This window comes from Micromonospora sp. WMMD882, assembly GCF_027497255.1.
Taxonomy (GTDB): domain Bacteria; phylum Actinomycetota; class Actinomycetes; order Mycobacteriales; family Micromonosporaceae; genus Micromonospora.
In genome coordinates this window covers 1,867,000-1,885,065 of the sequence record NZ_CP114903.1, presented here as the reverse complement: position 1 = coordinate 1,885,065, position 18,066 = coordinate 1,867,000, and the positions used below count along the sequence as shown (strand labels likewise).

The window sequence follows — 18,066 nt, the reverse complement described above, 5'->3', positions numbered from 1 at the left end:
GTCCGGGACGGGGTCACGCCGCCGGCACCCGGCGACGGCGTGGAACGAGATGACGCAGCTCCGCCAGGGGCGGCCGCTCCTGGACCGAGACGTCGTTGACGACGATCTCCCGGTCGAGCTTCGGCAACGCGTCCGAGCCGCCCCGCCGGAACTGGGTCAGCAGGGCGGCCGGCAGCACGTCCGGGTTGGCCCAGCCGCGCCGCTGCAACCGGGACCACGCGGTGAGCATGATCTGCGCGGACATCCGGCCCAGCGCGGCGGTGTCCTGGTGGCGGTGCTTGCGCTCGCCCAGGTCCACCTGTGCCAGGGCGTCCAGCCCGACCAGCTCCAGCAGGTCGATCAGCATGGCCGTCTCGACGCCGTACCCGGAGACGAACGGCACCCGGGCCAGCACCTCGCGCCGCCCCGCGTACTCGCCGGCGAGCGGCTGAACGAAGCCGGCCAGCTCCGGCCAGAACAGGTTCAGCAGCGGACGGGCCATCAGCTCGGTGACCCGGCCGCCGCCGTCCGGCTCCACGCTGGCCTGACCGACCAGCGGCCGGTGGTAGAACCCCTTGACGAAGTCGACGGACGGGTCGGTCAGCAGCGGTCCCAGCAGGCCGGTGACGAAGTGCGGACGGAACTCGCGCAGGTCGGCGTCGACGAACGCCACCACGTCGCCCCGGGCGGCGGCCAGCCCCGCCCACAGCGCGTCGCCCTTGCCGGTGAGCCGGGGCAGCGCCCGGGTCATCTCGTCCTGGCCGACCACCTCCGCGCCGGCCGCCCGGGCCACCTGGGCGGTCCGGTCCGTGGACCGGGAGTCCACCACGATCAGCTCGTCGACCAGGGGCACCCGGTCCACCAGGTGCTCACGGATGGTGGCCACGATCGCGCCGACCGTGGCCTCCTCGTTACGTGCGGGCAGCACCACGCTGACCTGGTTGTCCCCTTTCGCGTGGACGAGCTGCCGGGCGGTCCACTCGTCCGCCGAGGATGTTCGGTAGGTCGCCCACGCCTCCACCACCGGTGAGACGATCGGCTCAGAATCCCGCACTGGTCATACCCCCCAAGTCGCAACGGCGTCCGCCGTCGTTCGTGCGGGACGCGGCCCCCGCTTTCCCGGCCGTGTCCCCGCCCTAAACCGATCCGTCCCCCACATCTTGATCACGGCCCCCGCCTGCCCCGTTTCCCCCAGGTGAACGTTTGCCCCGGGGTGACGCCGGGCAGTCGCAGGGGCAAAGCAGAACACAGGCGGAGGGACTCTGCATGGGCACGTGTCGGGTGGGACTGGTCGGCGCGGGCGGGGTGGCCCGACGCCACGCCCGGGTGTTGGGAGGCTTCGAGGACGTCGAGCTGGTCGGGGTGACCGACGTCGCCCGCGACGCGGCGGCGGAGCTCGCCGACCGGCACGGCGGTCGGGTGTTCGGCGACGTCGGGGAGCTGCTGGCCGCCGGCTGCGACGCGGTGTACGTCTGCGTGCCGCCGTTCGCGCACGGCCCGGTGGAGCAGGCGGTGATCGACGCCGGCGTGCCGATGTTCGTGGAGAAACCGGTCGCCGTGGACCTCGACACCGCCGAGGACGTCGCCGCCCGGGTGGCCGAACGGGGCCTGCTCACCGCGGTCGGCCACCACTGGCGTTACCTGCATGTGGTGGAGCAGGCCCGGGAGCTGCTCGCCGACCGCCCGGCGCGCCTGGTCAGCGGCGCCTGGCTGGACAAGGTCCCCCCGGTGGCCTGGTGGGCCCGGCGGGACCGCTCCGGCGGCCCGGTCGTCGAGCAGGCGGCACACGTGCTGGACCTGATCCGGGTGCTGGTCGGCGAGGTCACCGAGGTCACCGCGTACGGCGACGGCACGCCGCCGCAGGTCGACGGGGCGGACGTCGACTCGGTCACCACCGCCGCCCTGCGCTTCGCCGACGGGCCGGTGGGCGTGCTCACCGCCGCCTGCGTGCTCGGCTGGAAGCACCGGGCCGGGCTGGAGATCGTCGCCGACGGGCTGGTCCTGTCGTTGACCGAGGACGGCCTGGTGGCGCGGGACGCCGACGGGGAACGCCGGTTCGACGCCGACCCGGAGGGCGCGCGGGTCGCCGTCGACCGGGCCTTCGTCGACGCGGTACGCGGCGTCGGCGACGACGTGCGGGTCCCGTACGCCGAGGCGCTCGGCACCCAGCGGCTGGCCTGCGCGGTCGCCGAGAGCGCGCGCACCGGCCGGTCGGTGGCCCTGCCCGCGCCGGCCCGGGCGGGGGTGACCGTCGGTGCGTGACCGGGTGGTGGTGGTCAGCGGCCCGGGGCGGGTCGACCTGGTCGAGCGGGACGCCGATCCGCTGCCGGACGGCGGCGTCCGGGTCGAGACGCTGTACAGCGGAGTCTCGGCCGGCACGGAGCTGAGCTACGTCAAGGGCACCAACCCGTACCTCAACGTCACCTGGAACGCCGACCTGGGGCTGTTCCAGGCCGGCGCCGCGAGCACCCCGTACCCGGTGCGACGGTTGGGGTACATGCAGGTGGGTCGGGTGGTGGAGAGCGCCACCCCGGCGATCCCGGTGGGCACGGTCGGCGCGCTGACCTACGGCCACCGCACCGGGGGCGTGCTCGACCCGCTCCGGGAGCGGTTCGTGCCGCTGCCCGACGACCTGGATCCGCTGCTCGGCGTCTACGTCGCCCACATGGGCCCGATCTGCGCCAACGGCCTGCTGCACGCCGCCGCCGACCTGTACGGCCCCCAGGCGCGCTCGCTCTCCGACGGGGTGGCCGGGCGGCGGGTCGCGGTGGTCGGCGGCGGGGTGGTGGCCCTGCTCACCGCCCTGTTCGCGAAGCGGCACGGCGCCGCGTCGGTGGTGGTGCTCGACCCCACCCCGCAGCGCCGGCAGGTGGCGGAGACGCTGGGCCTGGAGACCCTCGACCCGGACGCCGACGACCCGGCGGTCGTGCTGAAGACGCGGTGGGCGCACGCCGCCGGGGACCGTGGCGCGGACGTGGTGTTCCAGTGCCGCGGGCAGGCGTGGGCGCTGCGCCTAGCGCTGCGCCTGCTGCGCCCCCAGGGCGCCGTCGTCGACCTCGCCTTCTACCAGGACGGGGCGGACCAGGTCCGGTTCGGCGAGGAGTTCCACCACAACGGGCTGTCGCTGCGCTGCGCCCAGATCGGTCGGGTGCCGCGCGGCCTCGCCCCGACCTGGGACCGGGAACGGCTCTCCGCCGAGACGGTGGAGCTGCTCCGGGACCGCGGTGACCTGATCCGGAAGCACCTGGTCACGGCGGTGGTGCCGTTCGACGGGGCCCCGGCCCTGCTGACCGGGCTGGCCGAGCGTCGCCGGCAGGAGCTCCAGGTCGTGCTGACCTGCTGACCGACGTCCGCACGACACGACCTCCACCCGCCCGGCGCGGGCCGGCTACCGTGATCCGGTGACCACCGGATCCGCCCCGAGCGTCGGGCTCTCCGCACTCCTGCCGTACCTGCGCGCCCACCGCGGCACCCTCGTCGTGGTGGGCGCGTTGTCGTTGGTCGGCGCCGGCACGGCGCTCACCCAGCCCCTGCTGACCCGCTCGGTGCTCGACGCGGTGTCGGCGTCCCGGCCGGTGGGCGGCCTGGTCGGCGTGCTCGTCGCCGTGCTCGTGTTCGGCGCGGTCCTCGCCGGTCTCCGTGACTACCTGCTGCAACGCACCGCCGAGGGGCTGGTGCTCGGCACCCGTCGCCGGCTCGCCGGCCACCTGTTGCGGCTGCCGATCGCCGAGTACGACCAGCGCCGCACCGGTGACCTGCTCTCCCGGGTGGGCGCGGACACCACCCTGCTGCGGGCGGTGGTCACCTCCGGGCTGTTCGAGCTGGTCACCGGGGTGGTCATGGTGGTCGGCGCGGGCATCGCGATGATCGTGCTCGACCCGCTGCTGTTCGGGGTGACCCTCGTCGGGGTCGCCGCCGGGCTCGGCTTCGCGCTCACCGTCGCCCGACGGGTGCGTGACCTGTCCCGGGCCGCCCAGGAACGGATCGGCGAGATGACCTCCGCCGTGGAACGGGCCGTCACCGCCGCCCGGACCATCCGGGCCAGCCGCGCCGAGCAGCGGGAGACCGACGCCGTCGCGGCCAGCGCCGAGCAGGCGTACGCGGCCGGGCTGCGGGTCGCCCGGGTGCAGGCGGTGGTCGGCCCGGCCGGCACCATCACCATCCAGGGGGCGTTCCTGCTGGTGCTCGGCGTCGGCGGCGCGCGGGTGGCCGCCGGCGAGCTGAGCGTCGGCGACCTGGTCGCGTTCATCATGTTCCTGTTCTTCCTGGTGATGCCGTTGGGGCAGGCGTTGAGCGCGTTCACGCAGTTGCAGACCGGCCTCGGCGCGCTGCAGCGGATCGAGGAGATGTTCACCGTCCCGGTCGAGGGCGCCGCCGACTCCCGCGCCGCCGACGTCGTGACGACCGACGCCCGCGCCGCCGACGCCGCGACGGCCGACACCCGGGCCGCCGGACCGGCGACCGCCCGTCCGGCGGCGTCCGGACCGGTGCCGCGACCCGCCTCCGCCCGGTCGTCGACGCCGGCCGGGTCCGGCCCGGACCGGGACGTGACGCGACCGGTGTCGATCGAGTTCGACCGGGTCGGCTTCGGCTACCGCGGCGGCGGACCGGTGCTGCGCGAGGTGAGCTTCACCGTGCCGGCCGGCACCCGGACCGCGCTGGTCGGCCCGTCCGGCGCGGGCAAGTCCACCCTGTTGGCGCTGGTCGAGCGGTTCTACGAGGTGGACGAGGGCAGCCTCAAGCTGGACGGGGTCGACGTGCGGGACCTGCCCCGCGACGCGCTGCGGGCCCGGTTGGGCTACGTCGAGCAGGAGGCCCCGGTGCTCGCCGGCACCCTGCGGGAGAACCTGCTCATCACCACTCCGGACGCGACCGAGGAGCGGTTGCTGGCGGTGCTCGACGAGGTCAACCTCGGGGCGTTGGCGACCCGTACGCCGCAGGGGCTGGACGTGCCGGTCGGCGAGGGCGGGGTGCTGCTCTCCGGCGGGGAGCGGCAGCGGCTGGCCATCGCCCGGGCCCTGCTGGCCGGGCCGCCGGTCCTGCTGCTCGACGAGCCGACCAGCAACCTCGACGCCCGCAACGAGGCGGCCCTGCGCCGGGCCATCGACGCGGTGGCCCGGCGGCGCACCCTGCTGATCGTCGCCCACCGGCTCTCGACCGTGGTCGACGCGGACCAGATCGTGGTCGTCGACGGCGGCCGGGTGGTCGCCGTGGGCACCCACGACGAGCTGACCGACGCCAGCCCGCTGTACCGGGAGCTCGCCACCCACCAGTTGCTGGTGAGCTGAGCCCTCGGGCTGATCGGCGTCGATCCGATGCCCGGCCGCGCCTCGCTGACCAGGGACGACGGCCGACAGTGGCGACACTCCGGGGCCGGCGACGCCGACCGGGCCGCACAGCCGGCCCCGGGTCGCGTACCGTTGCGGCTCATGGGTGTGTCGCAACGGTTGAAGAGCAGGTTCCGGCGCTTCCTCCAACGGCCGGGCAGCACGGTGGACCTGGCCCCGCTGGAGAAACTGCTGCCGCAGATCGAGGCCCGCGGGGAGGAGCTCGCCGCGCTCGACGACGCCGAGCTGACCGAGGCCGCCGGCAAGGCCGAGGGGTACGTCGAGATCTGCGCCATCGGGCGCGAGGCGGCCCGCCGCGGCCTCGACCAACGGCCGTACGACGTGCAGCTCCTCGGCGCGATGTCGCTGCTCTCCGGCAAGGTCGCCGAGATGGCCACCGGTGAGGGCAAGACGCTCACCGCCACCGTCGCCGCGTACGGCCACGTGCGGTTGGGCAACGGCCCGGTGCACGTGCTCACCGTCAACGACTACCTGGCCCGCCGGGACGCGCAGTGGATGGAGCCGGTCTACCACCTGCTCGGTCTCACCGTCGGCTGGGTCAACGAGGCGTCCACCCCGCAGGAGCGGCGCGACGCGTACGCCCGGGACGTCACCTACGTCTCGGTCAGCGAGGCCGGTTTCGACTACCTGCGCGACCAGCTCGTCACCGACGTCGACGACCGGGTGCAGCCGCCGCTGCGCACCGCCATCGTCGACGAGGCCGACTCCATCCTGATCGACGAGGCCCGGGTGCCGATGGTGCTCGCCGGGGCGGTGCCCGGCGAGCAGGATCCGGTGCACGCCGCCGCCGCCCTGGTGCGCGGCCTGCGCAGGGGCAAGCACTACACGGTGGCCGAGGACGGTCGCAGCGTCGCCTTCACCAGCGCCGGCCTGACCGCCGTCGAGGCCAAGCTCGGCGGGATCGACCTGTACGCCGAGGAGAACGTCGCCCAGCTCTCCGCGGTGAACGTGGCGCTGCACGCCCAGACCCTGCTGCACCGGGACGTCGACTACATCGTCCGGGACGGCACCGTCGAGCTGATCGACGAGATGCGTGGCCGGGTGGCCCAGCGGCGCCGCTGGCCGGACGGGCTCCAGGCCGCCGTGGAGGCGAAGGAGGGGCTGGACGCCACCGCCGAGGGGGAGGTGCTCGGCACGATCGCCGTGCAGGCGTACATCGCGCTCTACCCGAAGCTCTGCGGGATGACCGCGACCGCGGTGCTCGTCGGCGACCAGCTCCGGGAGTTCTTCGGGCTGGAGGTGGCGGTGATCCCGCCGAACACCCCCTGCGTCCGCGAGGACGAGCCGGACCGCATCTACGCCACCCGGGCGGAGAAGGACGAAGCGCTGATCGACGAGATCAGGCGTTGCCACGAGGCGGGCCGGCCGGTGCTGGTCGGCACCCTGGACGTCAAGGAGTCCGAGCAGCTCGCCGCCGGGCTGAACGCGGCCGGGGTGCCGAGCGTGGTGCTCAACGCCAAGAACGACGACGAGGAGGCGGCGATCATCGCCGAGGCCGGCGCGTACGGCGCGGTGACCGTCTCCACCCAGATGGCCGGCCGGGGCGTCGACATCCGCCTCGGCGGCAGCGACCAGGCCGACCGGGACCGGGTCGCCGAGCTGGGCGGCCTGTACGTCATCGGCAGCGGCCGGCACGACAGCCGCCGCGTCGACGACCAGCTCCGGGGCCGGGCCGGCCGGCAGGGCGACCCGGGCGGCTCGGTGTTCCTCGTCAGCCTGGAGGACGACCTGGTGGTCCGGCACGCCGCCGACGCGGTTCCGCCGTCGCCCCGGATGAACGCCGACGGTCTGGTCACCGATGACCAGGTGGACTTCGCGGTGGAGCACGCCCAGCGGGTCGCGGAGGGCGTCAACCACGAGATCCACCGCAACACCTGGCGGTACAGCGTGGTGATCGAGCAGCAGCGCAAGGCGCTCGCCGAGCGGCGGGAGCGGTTGCTGACCTCCGACGTGGCCGCGTTGATGCTGCTGGACCGGGTGCCGGAGAAGGCCGGCGAGATGGACGAGGACCTGCTCGTCCGGGTCGGCCGGTCGATCGCGCTCTTCCACACCGACCGGCTCTGGGCGGAGCACCTGGCCGAGCTCTCCGAGGTCCGGGAGGGCGTGCACCTGCGGGCGCTGGGCCGACTCGACCCGCTCGACGAGTTCCACCGGGCGGCGGTGCCGGCGTTCACCGCGCTGATCCCGGAGATCGAGACGCGGACCATCGCCACGTTCACCGAGACCGAGTTCGACGAGGACTGGGAGCCGGACGCCGCGAAGCTGGTCCGACCGAGCGCCACCTGGACGTACCTGGTGCACGACAACCCGTTCGGTTCGGAGCTGGACCGACTCATCGCCTCGGTGGGTCGCCGGCTGACGTCCGGTTCGCGCTGATCGGCCCGGTGGTCCCCTCGCCGTGGCGGTCGTCCGGCGAGGGGGCCCCTTCGTGCCGTTTCGACCAGGGTTCTGTGGGGTAGTAGGCCGGGTCCTTGGAGTCAGGAGAGCGTGATGACGGTACTGACAGTGGGGGGAGCCGCGCCCGGCGCGGCGGCGGCGGAGGCCGTGATCCGGTGAACCTGGAGATGCACGAGCCGGCGGTGGAGACGCTCGGCGTGCTGGAGACCGCCGCGCTGCTGCGGGAGTTGACTGCCGCGCTGCTCGACGTGACCGATTTCGACGAGGCACTGTCCAGACTGGTGACCATCGCCCGGGACACCGTGCCCGGGGTCGCCTGGTGCGGCTTCACCGTCCTGCGGGCCGGTGAGCCGGCCGGGGTGGCCGCCTCGGACCCGCGTCTGGCCGAGTTGGACGACCTGGGGCAGGGCCCGGACTTCCCGGCGATGAGCGCGATCCACCGGCGCGAGATGATCCTCTCGACCGACCTGGTGACCGAGGAGCGCTGGCCGGCCTGGACGGACCGGGCCCGGGCGCTCGGCGTGCACGGCGTGCTGTCCACCCCGCTGGACATCGACGACCACGTGATCGGCGCGATCAACCTGTACGCCGGCACCCCGGACGCGCTCACCGCGCGGCGGCAGCTCACCGCCATGCTGCTGGCCGAGCACGCCGGTCTGCTGCTGGCCGGGGTGCGGGGTCGGGCCCGGCAGGCCGCGCTGGCCGGTGAGATCGACGAGTCTCTCCTTCAGGAGGGTGTGATCGGGCAGGCGATCGGTGTCATCATGACCCAGCGGGGTTGCCCGGCGCCGGACGCGCTCCAGGTGCTGCGCAGCGCCGCCTCGGCGTTGTCCATTCCGTTGCGGGAGGTCGCCGAGCGGTTGGTGGTCACGGTCTCCCGGCCACGGGAGGGCTGACCGTTTGCGGTGCCGCCCTCCGGGTAGCTGCCCGGGGGTGAGGAGCTGAGCCGACCCCCCGGGAGGGGACATGCAGAGTCGACTGCGGGTGCACGGTCATCCGATCCAACCCATGCTGGTGACCTTCCCGTTCGGACTCTTCGTCTGCGCGACCCTGTTCGACCTGTTCGACCTGGCCGGTGGGCCGACGTTCCTGGGCGAGGTCGGTTACTGGACGGCGGTGGCGGCGCTGGTCGCCGCCGCGCTGGCCGGCATGGCCGGCATGGTGGATCTCTGGGACGTGCCGGCCGGGGCGACCCGGCGCACCGCGATCAGTTTCAACCTGGCCAACCTGGTGATGGCGGCGCTGTTCGTGGTGACCTGCCTGGTGCGGGCCGACGCGCCGGGACGGGGGGCGTCCGGGGCGCTGCTGGCCACCGAGCTGACCGCGCTGGCGGTGGGCGCGTTCGGGGTGTTCCTGGGCACCCACCTGGTCCGGCGGTTCGACCGGGAGCACGTCGAGCCGGGCACCCTGGACGCGCTCGGCGCGGTCGCCGGGTCCACCGTGGAGATCTCCCGGCAGCGGGCCTGACCGTCGGGAAAGCCGTTGTCGGGCAGGGCGGGCCCGGGTGAGACTCGCCGGATGTCCGATCGCGACTTCGACGACCTGGTGGCCGAGGCGGCGGCCGTGCCCGTCCAGGGGTGGGACTTCGCCTGGCTGACCGGCCGGGCCAGCGAGGAACGCCCGCCCTGGGGCTACTCCGGTCTGCTCGCCGACCGGATGGCGCGGGCCGACGCCGCGCTGGACGTCGACACCGGCGGCGGTGAGGTGCTCGCCGGGGTTCCCCGGCCGCCCCGGTTGCTGGTCGCCACGGAGGCGTGGCCGCCGAACGTGCCGCTGGCCCGGCGGACGCTGCGCCGGGTCGGCGCGACCGTGGTGGCTGTCGCCGACCGCCCGCCGCTGCCGTTCCGGGCCGCTGCGTTCGACCTGGTGACGAGCCGGCACCCGGTGGACACCTGGTGGCCGGAGGTCGCCCGGGTGCTGCGCCCCGGTGGGCGGTACCTCTCCCAGCAGATCGGCGCCGGCCAGATGCACGAGCTGATCGAGGCGATGCTGGGCCCGGTCCCGGTGGGCGACGCCCGTCGACCGGAGCGGGTCGCCGCCGCCGCCGAGGCCGCCGGGCTGACCGTGGTGGACCTGCGCACGGCCACCCTCCGGGCGGTCTTCCACGACGTCGCGGCGGTGGTGTGGTTCCTGCGCAAGGTGGTCTGGACGGTGCCCGGCTTCACCGTCGACCGGTACCGGCCGCAGTTGCGCCGCCTGCACGAGCGGATCGTCGCCGAGGGGCCGTTCGTGGCGCAGGCCCGGCGGTTCCTGATCGAGGCGGTCCGGCCGGGCTGACCCGGCGACCGGCCGGTGGACCCGGGGGACCGGCCGTAGGTCCGGGGGACCGGGCGGCCGGCGGGTGGCGGTCGGGGCCCGTGGCCGGGCGGGTGGAGCGGCGGCGGGTGGCGGTCGGGACCGCGGCCGGACGGGTGGAGCGGCGGGCGGGCTGGTCAGCGCGGGTGCGCCTCGGCGTGGTGGGCGGCGAGCAGGTCCGCGCCGAAGTCGGCCGACGGCCGGCGCAGCACGGTGTGCGCGTGGTTGCCGTCGGCGGTGGTGTTGTCGTACTCGATGAGCAGGTCGTCGCCCTGCACCCGGTAGTAGTGGCGGCGTCCGGGGGTGGCCGACCCGGCCCAGGCGAAGTGCAGCTCCCCGTCGGCCAGCCGGCGGGCCTGGTGGGTGGCGAGGTCGGGCGGCAGCCGGTCGAGGTAGAGCGCGACCACCTGGTCGAGCAGGGCCCGTCCGGTCGGCCCGAGGCGGGCGGCGGGGACGCCGAGCGGGTCGATCCGCCCCGGCGCGGTCGACCGGGTGGCGCTGATGATGTCCTCGGGCGCCTGCTCGGCCACGACCGCGGCGGCGCGGGCGGCGGGGCCCATCGCGTCCAGCAGGGCGCGGGCCAGGTCCTCCTCGGCGGCCAGCGGCCGGGTCACCGGTCGGCCGGCGTACCGGACGGTGGCCGGGTTCGCGCCGAGGAACACCGGGGCGGGGGAGACCTCGTCGGCGACCACGGTCATGGTGACCGACAGGTGGTGCCCCTCCAGCCGCCACGCCCACCGGTCGTCGTGCGCCGGGTCACCGAAGACGGCCACCCAGTAGTCGCCGCTGTGCCGGCCGCGCCGCCAGTCCTCGGCCCGGTCCAGCACCTCCTCCAGCGCCATGATCGTCACGGCCTGGGCGTACGCGTGCGGGCTGAGCGCGGTGGCGAGCAGCCGGTGGGCCGCCTTGCGGCCGGCACGGTCCAGGTCGGCCAGGCAGACCCCGGCCCGGGGTCGGGGCCGGTACTCCAGCCGGCGGCGGGCGTCGTCGTCGAACGGGCGTGCCGCCGCGGCACGGGCCGGCTCGTCGAGCGCGACCAGCAGGGCGCCGGCGGCGGCGCGCATCCGTTCGGGCAGCGGATCCTCCATGCCGTCCGGTATACCGGACGGGCGGCCCGCCGGGTGGTCGGCCCGCGGGGGACGACCCGCCGGGCGCGGCGTCGCGTTCACTCCCGGCCGAGCAGGGTCAGCATCGGGCCGAGGTCGAAGAAGCGGGCGGTCTCGACGGCCGACGGGCTGCCGTGGTCCGGGTCGGCCCCGGCGTCGAGCAGCGCCCGGACGGCCTCGTCGCAACTGCGGAAGACCGCGGCGGCGAGCGCCGTCTGCCCCCGGTCGTTGGCCCGGGCGTGGTCGGCGCCCCGGGCCAGCAGCGCGGCCACCGTCTCCGGGTGGGCGTGGTAGGCGGCGAGGATGAGCAGGGTGTCGCCCTTGCTGTTGGTCAGGTTCACCGGCAGGCCGGCGTCGACCTGGGCGGCCAGCTCCGCGCTGGCGCCGCCCCGGGCGAGGTCGAACATCCGGTGGGCGAAGGCCAGGGTCTCGTCGTCGAGCGCGTCGGTCACCCGACCAGGGTAGCCAGCGGGTCCCGACGTCCCGGTTAGCCTGCTGCGGCCGTGCGGAGAGGAGCAGGATGGACGACAGCGTGTACGTGGGCAACGCCGGTCCCGACGGGGCCGGCAACGGTGGTTGGCTGCTGGGTCACTTCATGGCCGACGGCGACGTGCGGCACAGCGCCGAGGTGGAGGTGAAGTGGGGCGTGCACGCGGCGGGGGAGGCCCGGGCCCGGTGGGCGACCGACGAGCGACGTACCGCCCTGCTGGTGTTGGTCAGCGGGGCGTTCCGGGTGGAGTTGCCGGATCGCACGGTGCTGCTGCGGCGCCCCGGCGACTATCTGGTCTGGGGTCGCGGCGTGGACCACTCCTGGTACGCGGAGCGGGATTCCGTGTTGGTCACGGTGCGTTGGCCGTCGGTGCCCGGCTACCGGGTGGAGCCGCCGACCCGGCGTTGAGCGCCCGGCGTGGTGGCCCGTCGTCGGCCTCCGTGTCCGGTCGTCCCAACTTTCGGGAAAGCCTACTAATCCGCTAGGTTTTGGCGGCTATTCTGGGTGAGCTTCCGTAGCCCGACCGTCACGAGGAACCACCATGGACCACCGCTCAGGACCCGACCTGCTCGCCGTCGCCCGTCGACACGCCGCGGCGCCGCTGCCGATCCGGTTCGATCCGATCGACCGGTGGTACGCCCGGCTCGCGACCCACCCGGACCACGAGGCCTGGCTCCTCACCTGGCTGCCGGGCCAGGGCACCGACCTGCACGACCACGGCGGCTCCTCCGGCGCATTCCTGATCGTCTCCGGCGCCCTGACCGAGGAGATCGTCTCCGACGGGCGGTTGCGCCCACGCCAACTCCGTGCCGGAACGGGGCGTAGGTTCGGCGTACGACACGTGCACCAGGTGACCAACCATGGCGACCAGCCGGCGGTCAGCGTGCACGTCTACCGGCCCGCCCTGCGTCGGATGACCCGCTACCGCCTCACCGACGGCCTGCTCCAGGTCGCCGAGGTCGCCCGAGCCGGCGTCGCCTGGTGAGGCCCCGATCCACTCCGAGGAGCACGATGCCATCCACCGACCGCCGTACCCGTCTGTCGCCCCCGGCCGCGCCGCCCGGCTCCCGGGGCATCGACGAGATCCTCTCCGCTGCGCGGGCCCGGCTGCGCCGGCTCGACCCCGAACAGGCGCACGTGGCCCACCGGCAGGGCGCGATGCTCGTCGACATCCGACCGGCCGCCCAGCGGGCCGCCCACGGCACCGTCCCGGGCGCGCTGACCGTCGAGCGCAACGTGCTGGAGTGGCGCTTCGACCCGCGCTGTCCCGCCCGGCTGCCCGAGGTGGTCGGCTACGACCTCCAGGTGCTGGTCCTCTGCCAGGAGGGCTACACCTCCTCGTTGGCCGCGGTCGCCCTCCAGGATCTCGGCCTGCGCCGGGCCACCGACGTCGTCGGTGGCTTCGTCGCCTGGTCCGCCGCCGGGCTACCCGCGCTCGGCCCGACCGTCCTACGGACCCCGGCGCCATCCGCCGCGCCGGTGGCCGTCCGATCCACGCCGTTCTGACCCGCCGACCCGGCGCGTCGCGCGGCACCCCGAGCAGGGAGGCGCCATGTCCGTCTTCGTCACGTCCGCGCGTTCCCACCCGACGCCCCGTCTCGTCGCGCCGCCGCGACCCCGGCCGGCCCCGGGCCTGACCATCACGGTCGACGTCGCTCCCGGCGCGGTGACGCCCCGGTTGGCCCGGCTGGTCGAGCTCCTCAACGAGCTGGCCGAGACGGGCGAGGGGGTGCTGCGGGTGCGGGGGCTGGACCGTGCCGCGTCCGTCGAGACCCTCGCGCCGCCCACGCCCACGCCCCCGCAACCGCCGGCCCCCGGGCCCGCCCGCGCGTCCGGCCCGCAGACCCTGGCGCTGTCGCTGGCGGCCCGGGACGCGCGGTGGGGCTCCCGGGCCGTCGGCCTGACCCGGATCGAGTTCGACCTGTTGCTGTTCCTCGCCGAGCACCCACGCCGGGTGTTCACCCGACGGCAGTTGCTCAGCGGGGTCTGGGGGCACGAGCACTCCGTCACGCGCACCGTCGACGTGCACGTTCGCCGGCTGCGGGCCAAGGTCGGGGAGACCGTGCCGTTGGTCACCACCGTGCACGGCGTCGGCTACCGGCTCGCCGACGACGCGCCGGTGCTCATCGACCGGGAGTACTGAACCCGCGACCTGGGGCGGAGGTTCTCCCGAGGGCGCCGGCAGGGGAATGTGAGCGTCGCCACGCACCCCCACAGTGGGTACTGCCGACGGTTCTGCTGTAATCATCGTCGTACGCAGAGCGAGCATCCGGCTCCGATGCGTTCGTCGATTGTCACATTCCAGCAACACGGCCGGCCTTGATTCTCGTACTGGTACCGGGAAGCATCGACCGCAGGAGCGTTCCCGGGCCGTGGGGAGACACTGGACCAGCCAAGGAGGACCATGTCGGTCAGCCCCGCCTCGTCGCGCGCCGGATGGCATACGTCCCAGCCCGTGGTTCCCGGTCGTCCCCCCGCCGGCCAGCGTCGTCCCGCCAGCACAGCGGCACCCGTCCTCACCGTGACCCTGTCGATCCCGCTCGCCTCGGAGGAAGCGCTGACCCCGGCGGCCCGGCGACTGCTGGACGCCGCCCGCGAGCTGCTCGAACGCGGCGAAGGGGTGGTCACCGCCGGGCCCCCGGCGGAACGCCGGCCGGAAACCGCCCCGGCCGGGCGCGCGCCGGCCCGGCAGGTCGCGCCGACCGTGCCCGCCCTGCACATCCTCGCCGCCTCCCGGTCGGTGCTGCGCGACGGCGACCCGCTGCCGTTGACCCGGTTGGAGTTCGACCTGCTGCTGCACCTGGTCGCCCACCCGCGTCGGGTGTTCACCCGGCTGCAACTGCTCAACGCCGTCTGGGGGTACGAACACGCCGGGGTGCGCACGGTGGACGTGCACGTCCGGCGGCTGCGCGGCAAGGTCGGCGTGGACGTCCCACTGGTCACCACGGTGTACGGGGTCGGCTACCGGCTCGCCGACGACGCCCGGGTCACCGTCGACCGGACGGGCTGACCGCCCGGCGGTCCGGCACGATGGGCCGCATGCGGATCCGTCCCATCGCCCCCGACCGACTCGTCGCCGAGCTGACCGAGCGCCTGGTCACCACCCCGGCCGAGGGGCGACTACGGGTCGCCCTGGACGGCGCGGACGCCGCCGCCCCGGACCGGCTCGCCGAGGCGCTGGTCGACCCGCTTCGTGCCGCCGGGCGTCCGGTGCTGCACGTGCGTACCCTCGACTTCCTCCGGCCGGCCTCGGTGCGCCTGGAACACGGCCGGACCAACCCGGACTCCTACTACCTCGGCTGGTTCGACGAGCCGGGGTTGCGCCGCGAGGTGCTGGACCCGGCCGGTCCACGAGGTGACGGCCGACTGCTCCCCTCGCTGTGGGACCCGCGCGCCGACCGGGCCAGCCGGGCCGACTACCTGCACCTGCCACCCGGCGGGGTGGTCCTGGTCAGTGGTCCGTTCCTGCTCGGCGGCGGGCTTCCCTTCGACGTGACCGTCCACCTGGCGCTGTCCGCGGCCGCCCTGCGCCGTCGTACCGAACCCGACCGGCAGTGGACCCTGCCGGCGTTGCGCCGGTACGTCGAGGAGGTCGCGCCGGACAGCTTCGCCGACGTGGTGGTGCGGGCCGACGACCCCCGACGTCCGGCGCTGGTGGAGACCCCGCCCGGCGGTTGACCGCCCGGGGTGCCGGCCGGTGCCACCCGTCCCGCCGAACGCCGGAAATCGCCGGTTTGACCGGCGGAGAGGAAGGGTAATCGGCCGGCTCACAGACGGACCGTCGCCGGGCGTCCCCGCCCGGCCACCCGGGGTCCCGACCGATCCCACAGGAAAGGCAGGCAGCGATGCTCGTCCACGACACGGTCGGTACGGGCCGATCCCAGCAGGACGTCGACCGGATCAGGCTCTCCCTGCAGGCACGCTACGACGAGCTGTCCGCGGAGTACGAGCGGGCGGTGCTGGACAGCCAGGTGCTGCGGCTGGTGGAGGTGGGCGACACGGCCGGCGACGACCAGGCCGACAGCGGCACGAAGACCGCCGAGCGGGACACCGCGCAGTCCCTGCTGCGCACCATTCTCGACCGGCGGGCCCAGTTCGAGCACGCCCTGGCCAGGCTGGCGGACGGCACCTACGGCAACTGCGAGGGCTGCGCCGAGCCCATCCCGGTGGAACGTCTGGAGATCTTCCCGTCCGCCACCAGTTGCGTCGCCTGCAAGCTGACCCGGGAACGGCGGGCCGCCTGAGCGCCCGCGCGACACCAACGACGGTGGGAGACCGACGGACGGGGGTTGACCGATGGCTGACGAACCGAACTCGGTGTTCGAGTCCTCGCTGGACAAGACGAACCTGATCCTCCGGGACATCGAGCAGGCGTACGGCTGGTCCAAGGATCGCCGCAACCAGTCCTACGCGGCGCTGCGCACCGTGCTGCGGCTGCTGCGCGACCGGATGCCGGTGCAGGAGAGCGTGGAGTTCTCCGCCCAGTTGCCGCTGCTGGTCCGGGGGGTCTACTTCGAGGGCTGGGACCCGTCGAACGTGCCGGTCAAGCTCAGCCGGGAGGACTTCCTCGTCGAGGTCCGGCGGGGCTTCCCGTACGAGACCGACGGCGGTCCGGAACGCGTGGTGCAGGTCGTCCTGGACACCCTGCGCCGGCACGTCACCCAGGGCGAGTGGGACGACGTGCGGGCCACGATGCCCGGTGACCTGGCCCGGATGCTGCCCTGACGCGCGGCGTGCCGCGATCCGTCGCGGGCCCGGCGGACGCCGACTACGGTGTGGTTAGAGAAGATCGGGTGGCGGGTACCACCGGCGGCACGGCGGCCCCCGACACCCGAGGGCGGCACATCCGAGGGAGCACCCATGGCACTGAACGACGACGACATCACCACGACCGGCGGCAGCGGCCTGGAGGGTCCGGCCGACGGCGGCGCGACGCCGGGTCAGCAGGACGGTGGCGCTGACGGTGGCGCGGAGGGTCCGGCCGACGGTGGCGCGACGCCGGGTCAGCAGGACGGTGGCGCTGACGGTGGCGCGGAGGGTCCGGCCGACGGTGGCGCGACGCCGGGTCAGCAGGACGGTGGCGCCGACGGTGGCGCCCGGTAGTCCATGACGACGACCATCCGACCGCCGGGCGGCCACGACAGCCGCCCGGCGGTCTCCTCCTCCGTGCGCCCGCCCGCCACCGGCCCGGCCGCGCCCGCCGCCCTCGCCCGCTGTGTCGCCGTCGGGCCGGAAACGTTTGCCGCCGCCCACTGGGGACGCGCCCCGCTGCTCTCCCGTGCCGACGAGCTGCCCAACCCCGCCGGCTTCACCGACCTGTTCAGCCCCGCCGACGCCGACGAGCTGCTCAGCCGGCGCGGGCTGCGTACCCCGTTCCTGCGCGTCGCCCGGGACGGCCAGCTCGTGCCGGCGGACCGGTGGACCGGCGGGGGCGGCGCTGGCGCCGAGATCGGCGACCAGGTCCTCGACGAGCGGATCCTGCAGCAGTACGCCGACGGCGCGACCCTGGTCTTCCAGGGCCTGCACCGCAACTGGCCCCCGCTCGTCGACCTGGCCGGTGACCTCGCCCTGGCCATCGGGCAGCCGGTGCAGGTGAACGCCTACCTCACCCCGCCCGGCAACCAGGGCTTCGCCACCCACTACGACACCCACGACGTCTTCGTGCTGCAGGTGGACGGCCGTAAACGCTGGCGGATCCACCCGCCCGTGCTGCCCGACCCGCTGGAACGCCAGGCGTGGGGCGGCCGGGCCGACGAGGTCGCCGCCACCGCCGACGGCCCGGCCGCCCTCGACGTGGTGCTGGGCCCCGGCGACGCGCTGTACCTGCCCCGCGGCTGGCTGCACAGCGCCCAGGCCCAGGAGGACAGCTCCCTGCACCTGACCATCGGGGTGCGGGCGCTGACCCGGTACGCGATCGTGGAGGAGCTGCTGGCGCTGGCCGCGGAGGACCCGCGGCTGCGGGCCGGCGTGCCGTTCGGCGCGGACCTGGCCGCGCCGGACGATGTCGGGCCCGAGCTGACCGGGACCGTCGAGGCGCTGCGCGACTGGCTGTCGACCGTGCCCGCGGCGGCGGTCGCCGACCGGCTGCGCCGGCGGCTCTGGCCGGCGGCCCGGCCCGCGCCGATCCGGCCGCTCGCCCAGGCCGCCGCGCTGCGGGAGCTGACCGTCGACATGGCCCTCACCGCCCGTCCCGGCCTGCGCTGGCAGCTCGTCGACGACCGTCCGGGCCGGGTGATCCTGCGCCTGTTCGACCGTACGGTCGACCTGCCGGCGGTGTGCGGGGAGGCGGTCCGGGCGTTGCTCACCGGCGCGGTGTCCCGGGTCGGTGACCTGCCCGGCCTCGACGACGACGACCGTCTCGTCGTCGCCCGCCGGTTGCTGCGCGAAGCCGTCGTCGTGCCCGCCTGACCGCGTCCGGCGTCCTGCGTCGCCGTCCCGCCAGCGGTAATCC

19 protein-coding genes and 1 pseudogene are annotated in these 18,066 nt (G+C 74.8%); 17 read left to right on the top strand and 3 right to left on the bottom strand.

Going from position 1 to position 18,066, the window contains the following annotated elements; translation table 11 throughout:
- Positions 1 to 13: 13 nt before the first annotated feature.
- Positions 14 to 1,000: a glucosyl-3-phosphoglycerate synthase gene (locus O7606_RS07255; RefSeq protein ID WP_281599532.1), complete on the bottom strand. Its 987-nt coding sequence runs from the start codon at positions 998 to 1,000 to the stop codon at positions 14 to 16.
- Positions 1,001 to 1,245: 245 nt separating this feature from the next.
- On the opposite strand from O7606_RS07255, the gene O7606_RS07250 reads away from it, so the two are divergent.
- From O7606_RS07250 to O7606_RS07220, 7 genes are all read left to right on the top strand, one after another.
- Positions 1,246 to 2,241, top strand: a complete 996-nt coding sequence (locus tag O7606_RS07250) for a Gfo/Idh/MocA family oxidoreductase (protein WP_281598298.1) — start codon at positions 1,246 to 1,248, stop codon at positions 2,239 to 2,241.
- Positions 2,234 to 3,322 carry a zinc-binding dehydrogenase gene (locus O7606_RS07245; protein ID WP_281598297.1) on the top strand — a complete coding sequence of 363 codons (1,089 nt, stop codon included), beginning with the start codon at positions 2,234 to 2,236 and terminating at the stop codon, positions 3,320 to 3,322. The genes O7606_RS07250 and O7606_RS07245 overlap by 8 nt, the downstream gene beginning before the upstream one ends.
- 58 nt (positions 3,323 to 3,380) lie before the next feature.
- On the top strand, positions 3,381 to 5,267 hold the full coding sequence (locus tag O7606_RS07240) for an ABC transporter ATP-binding protein (protein ID WP_281598296.1): 1,887 nt from the start codon (positions 3,381 to 3,383) through the stop codon (positions 5,265 to 5,267).
- Between the two features lie 141 nt (positions 5,268 to 5,408).
- The gene (secA2, locus tag O7606_RS07235) at positions 5,409 to 7,703 is read left to right on the top strand and encodes an accessory Sec system translocase SecA2 (RefSeq protein WP_281598295.1); all 2,295 of its coding nucleotides are present in this window, start codon (positions 5,409 to 5,411) and stop codon (positions 7,701 to 7,703) included.
- Between the two features lie 176 nt (positions 7,704 to 7,879).
- Complete coding sequence (locus O7606_RS07230) at positions 7,880 to 8,620, top strand: GAF and ANTAR domain-containing protein (RefSeq protein WP_281598294.1); 741 nt, start codon at positions 7,880 to 7,882, stop codon at positions 8,618 to 8,620.
- A gap of 70 nt (positions 8,621 to 8,690) precedes the next feature.
- Complete coding sequence (locus tag O7606_RS07225) at positions 8,691 to 9,191, top strand: DUF2231 domain-containing protein (RefSeq protein WP_281598293.1); 501 nt, start codon at positions 8,691 to 8,693, stop codon at positions 9,189 to 9,191.
- A gap of 51 nt (positions 9,192 to 9,242) precedes the next feature.
- Positions 9,243 to 10,001, top strand: coding sequence for a methyltransferase domain-containing protein (locus O7606_RS07220; RefSeq protein ID WP_281598292.1), 759 nt, complete (start codon positions 9,243 to 9,245; stop codon positions 9,999 to 10,001).
- Positions 10,002 to 10,156: 155 nt separating this feature from the next.
- Here the strand turns inward: O7606_RS07220 and O7606_RS07215 are convergent, their stop codons facing one another.
- Entirely contained in the window at positions 10,157 to 11,107 is a 951-nt protein-coding gene (locus O7606_RS07215) for a DUF3500 domain-containing protein (RefSeq protein WP_281598291.1), read from the bottom strand.
- Positions 11,108 to 11,184: 77 nt separating this feature from the next.
- Positions 11,185 to 11,577 carry an ankyrin repeat domain-containing protein gene (locus tag O7606_RS07210; RefSeq protein ID WP_281598290.1) on the bottom strand — a complete coding sequence of 131 codons (393 nt, stop codon included), beginning with the start codon at positions 11,575 to 11,577 and terminating at the stop codon, positions 11,185 to 11,187.
- A gap of 68 nt (positions 11,578 to 11,645) precedes the next feature.
- Between O7606_RS07210 and O7606_RS07205 the strand changes: the two genes are divergently transcribed.
- The 10 genes and pseudogenes from O7606_RS07205 (at position 11,646) to O7606_RS07160 (ending at position 18,023) form a co-directional block, all read left to right on the top strand.
- Positions 11,646 to 12,023 carry a signal peptidase I gene (locus O7606_RS07205; protein ID WP_281598289.1) on the top strand — a complete coding sequence of 126 codons (378 nt, stop codon included), beginning with the start codon at positions 11,646 to 11,648 and terminating at the stop codon, positions 12,021 to 12,023.
- A 133-nt stretch (positions 12,024 to 12,156) separates the two neighbouring features.
- Positions 12,157 to 12,600 carry a cysteine dioxygenase family protein gene (locus O7606_RS07200; RefSeq protein ID WP_281598288.1) on the top strand — a complete coding sequence of 148 codons (444 nt, stop codon included), beginning with the start codon at positions 12,157 to 12,159 and terminating at the stop codon, positions 12,598 to 12,600.
- A 26-nt stretch (positions 12,601 to 12,626) separates the two neighbouring features.
- A complete protein-coding gene (locus tag O7606_RS07195; protein ID WP_281598287.1) occupies positions 12,627 to 13,121 on the top strand; it encodes a rhodanese-like domain-containing protein in 495 nt (164 codons plus the stop codon).
- Positions 13,122 to 13,167: 46 nt separating this feature from the next.
- Entirely contained in the window at positions 13,168 to 13,758 is a 591-nt protein-coding gene (locus O7606_RS07190; RefSeq protein ID WP_281598286.1) for a winged helix-turn-helix domain-containing protein, read from the top strand.
- 261 nt (positions 13,759 to 14,019) lie between these two features.
- A complete protein-coding gene (locus tag O7606_RS07185) occupies positions 14,020 to 14,625 on the top strand; it encodes a winged helix-turn-helix domain-containing protein (protein WP_281598285.1) in 606 nt (201 codons plus the stop codon).
- Between the two features lie 29 nt (positions 14,626 to 14,654).
- On the top strand, positions 14,655 to 15,293 hold the full coding sequence (locus tag O7606_RS07180) for a uridine kinase (protein ID WP_281598284.1): 639 nt from the start codon (positions 14,655 to 14,657) through the stop codon (positions 15,291 to 15,293).
- Between the two features lie 167 nt (positions 15,294 to 15,460).
- The gene (locus O7606_RS07175; RefSeq protein WP_281598283.1) at positions 15,461 to 15,859 is read left to right on the top strand and encodes a TraR/DksA C4-type zinc finger protein; all 399 of its coding nucleotides are present in this window, start codon (positions 15,461 to 15,463) and stop codon (positions 15,857 to 15,859) included.
- A gap of 52 nt (positions 15,860 to 15,911) precedes the next feature.
- Positions 15,912 to 16,340, top strand: coding sequence for a DUF2267 domain-containing protein (locus O7606_RS07170; protein WP_281598282.1), 429 nt, complete (start codon positions 15,912 to 15,914; stop codon positions 16,338 to 16,340).
- Positions 16,341 to 16,475: 135 nt separating this feature from the next.
- Positions 16,476 to 16,706, top strand: a pseudogene (locus tag O7606_RS07165) (hypothetical protein); the annotation flags it as partial.
- A 15-nt stretch (positions 16,707 to 16,721) separates the two neighbouring features.
- Complete coding sequence (locus tag O7606_RS07160; RefSeq protein WP_281598280.1) at positions 16,722 to 18,023, top strand: cupin domain-containing protein; 1,302 nt, start codon at positions 16,722 to 16,724, stop codon at positions 18,021 to 18,023.
- Positions 18,024 to 18,066: the final 43 nt, after the last annotated feature.